Origin of the sequence: Corynebacterium marquesiae, from assembly GCF_030229635.1 — a bacterium.
Taxonomy (GTDB): Bacteria; Actinomycetota; Actinomycetes; order Mycobacteriales; family Mycobacteriaceae; genus Corynebacterium; species Corynebacterium marquesiae.
The window spans coordinates 57,533-63,812 of record NZ_JASPII010000009.1; the positions used below are offsets into that span (position 1 = coordinate 57,533).

3 protein-coding genes are annotated in these 6,280 nt (G+C 54.3%); all 3 read left to right on the top strand.

What is annotated here, in order from left to right; all coding sequences use genetic code 11:
- Window positions 1–46 precede the first annotated feature (46 nt).
- A complete protein-coding gene (locus QP971_RS07420; RefSeq protein ID WP_284811205.1) occupies window positions 47–1,339 on the top strand; it encodes an adenylosuccinate synthase in 1,293 nt (430 codons plus the stop codon).
- A gap of 374 nt (window positions 1,340–1,713) precedes the next feature.
- Complete coding sequence (locus QP971_RS07425; RefSeq protein ID WP_284811204.1) at window positions 1,714–2,037, top strand: malonyl-CoA-ACP transacylase; 324 nt, start codon at window positions 1,714–1,716, stop codon at window positions 2,035–2,037.
- Window positions 2,038–3,506: 1,469 nt separating this feature from the next.
- Window positions 3,507–6,280, top strand: a 2,774-nt coding sequence (locus QP971_RS07430; protein WP_284811203.1) for a VaFE repeat-containing surface-anchored protein, incomplete at its 3' end; no start/stop codon positions are given.

The window sequence follows — 6,280 nt, forward strand, 5'->3', positions numbered from 1 at the left end:
AAGTTGGAGAGTATTTTGGCTTCAATAATGAGGAAGTGACTAAACAATGGCAGCGATCGTCATTGTCGGCGCCCAATGGGGCGACGAAGGCAAGGGCAAAGCGACCGACATCCTCGGCGGCAAGGTTGACTACGTGGTCAAGCCGAACGGCGGCAATAATGCCGGCCACACCGTCGTGGTAGGCGGCGATAAATATGAGCTGAAGCTCCTGCCAGCCGGCATCTTGTCTGAGAACGCTACCCCGGTGCTGGGCAATGGCGTAGTGATCAACCTTGAGGCGCTCTTTGATGAAATTGATGGCCTTGAGGCCCGCGGCGCGAACGCCTCGCGCCTGAAGATTTCCGCCAATGCGCATCTAGTGGCGCCGTACCACCAGACCCTGGACCGCGTGCAGGAGCGCTTCCTGGGCAAGCGCGCTATCGGCACCACCGGCCGCGGCATTGGCCCGACCTACGCCGATAAGGTTGCGCGCATTGGCATCCGCGGGCAGGACATCTTTGATGAGTCTATCCTGCGCCAGAAGGTGGAATCCGCGCTGGATATCAAGAACCAGATGCTGGTGAAGATGTATAACCGCAAGGCCATCGAGGCAGACCAGATTGTGGAGTACTTCCTGAGCTACCGCGACCGCCTGCGCCCGATGGTTATCGATGCTGAGCTGGAGCTCAACCAGGCCCTCGAGTCCGGCAAGCACGTGCTCATGGAGGGCGGCCAGGCCACCATGTTGGATGTGGACCATGGCACTTACCCGTTCGTGACCTCGTCTAACCCGACTGCCGGCGGTGCTTCCGTAGGTTCCGGCATTGGTCCGACGCGGATTAAAACCTCGCTGGGCATCATCAAGGCCTACACCACCCGCGTGGGCGCTGGCCCGTTCCCCACCGAGCTCTTTGATAAGTGGGGCGAGTACCTGCAGACCACCGGCGGCGAGGTTGGTGTGAACACTGGCCGCAAGCGCCGTTGTGGTTGGTACGACTCCGTCATTGCGCGCTACGCCACCCGCGTGAACGGCTTTACCGATTACTTCCTGACCAAGCTGGACGTTCTTACCGGCATCGGTGAGATTCCGATCTGCGTGGCCTACGACGTCGACGGCAAGCGCTACGACGAGCTGCCGCTTACCCAGTCCGAGTTCCACCACGCCGAGCCCATCTTCGAGACCATGCCGGCCTGGGATGAGGACATCACGGAGTGCTCCACCTTTGAGGAGCTGCCGCAAAAGGCCCAAGACTACGTCCTGCGCCTAGAGGAGCTGTCTGGCTGCCGCATTTCCTACATCGGCGTCGGTCCTGGCCGCGACCAGACCATCATTCGTCACGATGTCATGGAAGACCAGTAAGGATGTAGTCCTTAGTAGCGTGGTGTGAGAGCCCCACTCTCTAGCACAGCTGAACTGGTTCTCTGCACGATGTTTCTTCTAGCCCTCCTAGCAGACAACAAAGGTTCCTATATTTTGCCTAGCTCTTGGTCCCTCTAAGGGATTTAGCCCTAATTGAGCGAAAGCGCCCGTGTACCGCCCCTGAGACGGAGCACGGGCGCTGTGGCATTTCAGTGCCCTTTAAGCTGCCCGCAAGACCGTGACATGCCAGCATAGGTCCTTCCCTGTTGAACATAACCAAAAACTCATCTAAAGTTAAGTTCGTTTTAAGTACAGAGAGTTTTCAGCTTTCGCGGGCGCAATTCCCGCGTATTTCAACACAGGGAGTTATTTCAATGATTGTTAAGCTTTTGAGCGGCCTGCTAGCCACGATTATGGGCTTCTTCGGGCTGGGCGCCTCGGCACAGGAGGCTGCGCCGGCACCTGAGCAGGAGCAGGTTGCTGTTGCTGAGCAGGGCAACACCGACGACGTGCAGGCTCTTATCGACGCCGCACATGCCGAAGCCGGCTACGAGTTCATCAGCGTCCGCTACGAGGGCGACACCGCCAATATTGCCCTGAACCCGGAGACCTACAACCCGGACAAGGACGGCGATACCTTTGAGGCAGTTTCCCAGCTCCTGCAGGAAAAGGGCTACCAAGTCACTGCCGTTCTCTAAGGCTTAGTTCATTCCAGGATCCGCACTGCGGCCTCGGTAAAGCATCCGCTTGCCGGCGCCCGTGCGGATTTTTTCTTTGCCCAATTCTCCCTCACTCCCTATTCGGGGGTCCTAAGTGTGATTGTGACGACCTTAGGCAGAGTTTTCGCTCACACAGCCCTTCTTGGAGATGAGAGGCAAAAGGGTTAAGGATTACTACATTTCTAAATGTCGAACGTGCGTACACTCTTATCGAATGCCATGCAGCTACACCTGTAACACCAACTTTCTGGGGATGGTAGCGGGGTGACGCGAAGAAATTGCGTGCAATCCCCCCTCTCTAAAATTTGCAAGAAATTAGATAAAGCACAGCGTAAAGAAATATCTACGTAGGTCTTGTTAAAGCTAATCTTAGTATTGATTAAGCCATTAGTGTGGTGTCCAGACCTTAAGAAAGGCCTAGGATACATTGAACATACGTATTTAAACCTAGGTTAACCGTGGAAATAAGTGCATCCACCTGTGGGTATGAAATTAGAAATCCTGCATAACCTGCAGTTTTCTAAAGCTTTCTGGCTGGCGCCTTAAATTTTCCCGTGATACTATGCTAAGAGCACAATAAGAGTTAATCCAGATTCGGGTTCAAAACCCTGATTAACCGCAGTGTGTTCAAGTCTCAATTTCAGGTTCTGTTCAGCGAAGACACTCGCTGTACAGGAAAACGAATGTAAGTATTTGTACCGCTCGAAGAGGAAAGAATGAGTAAATTAAGAAACATATCCCGAGAGGGGTGGATGGTCTTTACTGCAGTGCTTGCTGCAATTGCGGTAATTGCGGCCATGGTCACCGTTCCGGGTAGTAAGGCAGGGGCTGCTGAGCCTACCGACTTTACGCCGAACGTAGAGATGGGCGGTAGGGTTAATGTAGGCGAGGACGCCCAGGCATGGGGCTCTCTGACGTGGGCAGGTCCCCCTAAGGATGGCACGAAGGCAAACCCAAATAACAACGTGGGGTGGGCTTGGTGTATAGATCCCCTTGACAAGTACCCAAATAACAAAACTAGCGTTTTGTACTCGAAGGACAACGCGACAAAATTGAGCATTCCTTCCGAGTATCGGGACGCTGTGATTCGGTTAGCTCTCGAGTGGCAAAAGGCCATTAAGGCTGGGGATAAGGCCGCTGCGGGTACGTATGTGGTATACATGATAGCGCTGGTAAGTGAACGTCCGGATAACAGGACTGCGGCCGCCTATACCATTAACGGGCAACAGCCCAAGTACAACAACCCTTATGATCAAGTCAACTTTCCGACCTTTAATGGCTCTATGAAAGAATTCACAGATCTAACGGGTCTTGAGATTGAGAGCGCTTATACTCCGGGAAATAAGGGCCCTTCTTTCAAGAAGGTTTCAGAGATTCCTGAGCAACCTGCAGACTATTTCGTCACTGTGGTTATTCCGGTTGAGAAGAATGGGAAAAGGGCTCCAGGCATGCAGCGAGTAATGCCGCCGGATCAGCCGGGTCTGCCCGACGATGAAGGTGAAACTGAGGAACCTACTACTTCTCCGGAGACTCCGAAGACGGAGGAAAATCCGTCCGATGAGACCACTCCTGAGAATCCGGGTGAGGAGACTACCCCTAATAGTGAGACGACCACGGATTCTGAGCCGTCTAACACTGAGGAGACCACTCCAAAGGATTCCACTACTGAACCGACCTCTCCTGACGAGACCACTAAGGTGACTGAGCCGACCGCTCCGGTTCCAGGCACTGAAGAGCAGGAGAAGGATCTTAATCCGAAGATTGAGACCGAGGCTTCCTTTGATGGCGACAAGCAGCAGGTCGTTGCTGGCGCTACTGTTAAGGACAAGGTTCACTACGAGGATCTTGTTCCGGGTAAGAAGTACACCCTAAAGGCTGAGCTGCGTAACAAGGCTGCTGACGCCAACGGCGATCACGCAATTCTTGGTACCGGTTCTGAAACCTTTGAAGCTACGGGTGAGTCCGGGGACGTTGAGGTAAAGATCAATGTCGATGACAGTGTGAAGAACCCTGTTGCTGCTGCCGTTGCTTATGAGAAGCTGTACTCCCACGAGGTGGATGAGAACGGCAAGGATGTCCCGAACGATTCCGGCGATGGCAACTTCATTGCGAAGCACGAGGACATTGATGATGAGGCGCAGACCGTCAACACTAAGTGGAACCCTGAGATTCACACGCAGGCCAAGATCAAGGATGGCAACCGTGTAGAGAAGGGTGCCACGGTTATTGACACTGTGACGTATAAGGATCTTGTTCCGGGTAAGAAGTACACCCTGAAGGCAAAGCTGATCTCCAAGGCCGATGGCAAGACCGTACTGGGTGAAGGCTCTGCGGAACTCGTTCCGGAAGAGTCCGCCGGTGAGAAGGAAGTTGAGATCACCGTCAACGAGAAGGCAGATCCTGCTGTTGACGCTGCGGTTGCCTTCGAGAAGCTTGTATCTACCGAGGTAGACAAGGATGGCAACGAGACCACTGGCTCCTCCGATGAGAACGAGATTGCTACTCACGAAAACATCAACGATGAAAAGCAGACCGTTAACACCAAGTGGACCCCGTCTATCCAGACTAAGGCTGAATTTGACAAGGCTACCCAGGTAAAGGCTGGCGTCACCGTCAAGGACACCGTTACCTACACCGACTTGGTTCCTGGCAAGGAATACACCCTGAAGGCTGAGCTGCGTAACAAGGCTGAGAATGATAAGGGTGAGCACGAGGTCGTCGGCAAGGGCGATGTAACCTTCACTCCGAAGAAGTCTTCCGGCGAGCAGGTTGTTGACATTAAGGTCAACGATGACGTTGAAGGCGTTATCAAGGCTGCCGTCGCATTCGAGGATCTCTATTCCAAGCAGGTCGATGAGAACGGTAAGGACACTCCGAACTCTGACGAAGAGAAGAAGATTACCGATCACCGCGAGATCGATGATGAGGCACAGACCGTAACCTCCAAGATGGAGCCATCCATCGGCACCAAGGCTGAGAAGGCTGAGGGCGATGAGATCAAGGCTGGCACCGTCATTACCGATAAGGTTAAGTACAATGACCTGGTTCCTGGCAAGGAATACACTCTGAATGCAGAGCTGCGTTCCAAGGTCAAGGACGAGACCACTGGTGACTTCCCGGTAATCGGCCACGGTGAGAAGACCTTCGTACCGAAGACCTCCGAGGGCACGGTAGAAGTCAAGATCACCGTTGATGAGGGTGTTACCGAGGCCGTTGATGAGGCAGTTGCTTTCGAGTACCTGACCTCCACTGCTGTTAACAAGGACGGCGAGGATTCCACCACTAGTGAGAAGAATGACATCGCCGAGCACACCAATATCGAGGACGAGGCTCAGACTGTAAAGTCTGACAAGCCTTCCGAGACCACCACTCCGGAGACCGCCACCTCTACCGAGGAGGTTCCGGATGAGCCTGGTCACGGTGGCGAGGGTGAAACCTCTACGCCTTCTTCCTCTGAGGATTCCTCTACCTCGACGACTAGCGAGACCAGCGAGTCTGAGGAGCCGGGTGACTCTGAGAGTGAGAAGCCTTCCGAGTCTGAGGAACCGTCTGAGTCTGAGTCCAGTGAGCCTTCTGAGTCCGAGTCTGTAGAGACCACGTCCTCTGAAGCTTCCGAGACCTCTGAGTCTGACAAGCCTTCGGACGGCGAGTCGACGACCCCGGATAAGCCGACCGAGCCTTCTGAATCGACCGAGCCTAACGAGCCGGGTACCCCTGGTGACGACGAGAAGGACACCCCGAAGGTTTCCACTAACGCTGACTTCGAGGGTGGCCTGCGTGAGGTTGTTGCTGGTGCCAAGGTTGTGGACCAGGTTTCTTACGAGGGTCTGGTTCCGGGTAAGGAATACATTCTGGATGCCCAGCTGATTTCCAAGGAGGACGGCAAGACCGTTCTTGGTGAGACTAAGGGTCACAAGTTCACCCCGGAGAGCGCTAATGGCACTGAGGCTGTCACCATCACCGTCAATGATGATGTGACCGAGCCGGTTGAGGCTGCGGTTGCCTTCGAGACGCTGACTTCCACCCAGGTGGATAAGCACGGTGAGGACAACCCGACCGATGAGGACAACCCGAATCCGGTTGGTGAGCACAAGGACATCGATGACGAAGATCAGACTGTGACCTCTGAGGGTTCTGAGAAGACTCCGAAGGTTTCCACTAACGCTGACTTCGAGGGTGGCCTGCGTGAGGTTGTTGCTGGTGCCAAGGTTGTGGACCAGGT

Bases quoted from the DNA above. Each gene is read 5' to 3' on its own strand.
- QP971_RS07420 (WP_284811205.1), top strand. From the start codon at position 47: ATGGCAGCGATCGTCATTGTCGGCGCCCAATGGGGCGACGAAGGCAAG.
- QP971_RS07425 (WP_284811204.1), top strand. From the start codon at position 1,714: ATGATTGTTAAGCTTTTGAGCGGCCTGCTAGCCACGATTATGGGCTTC.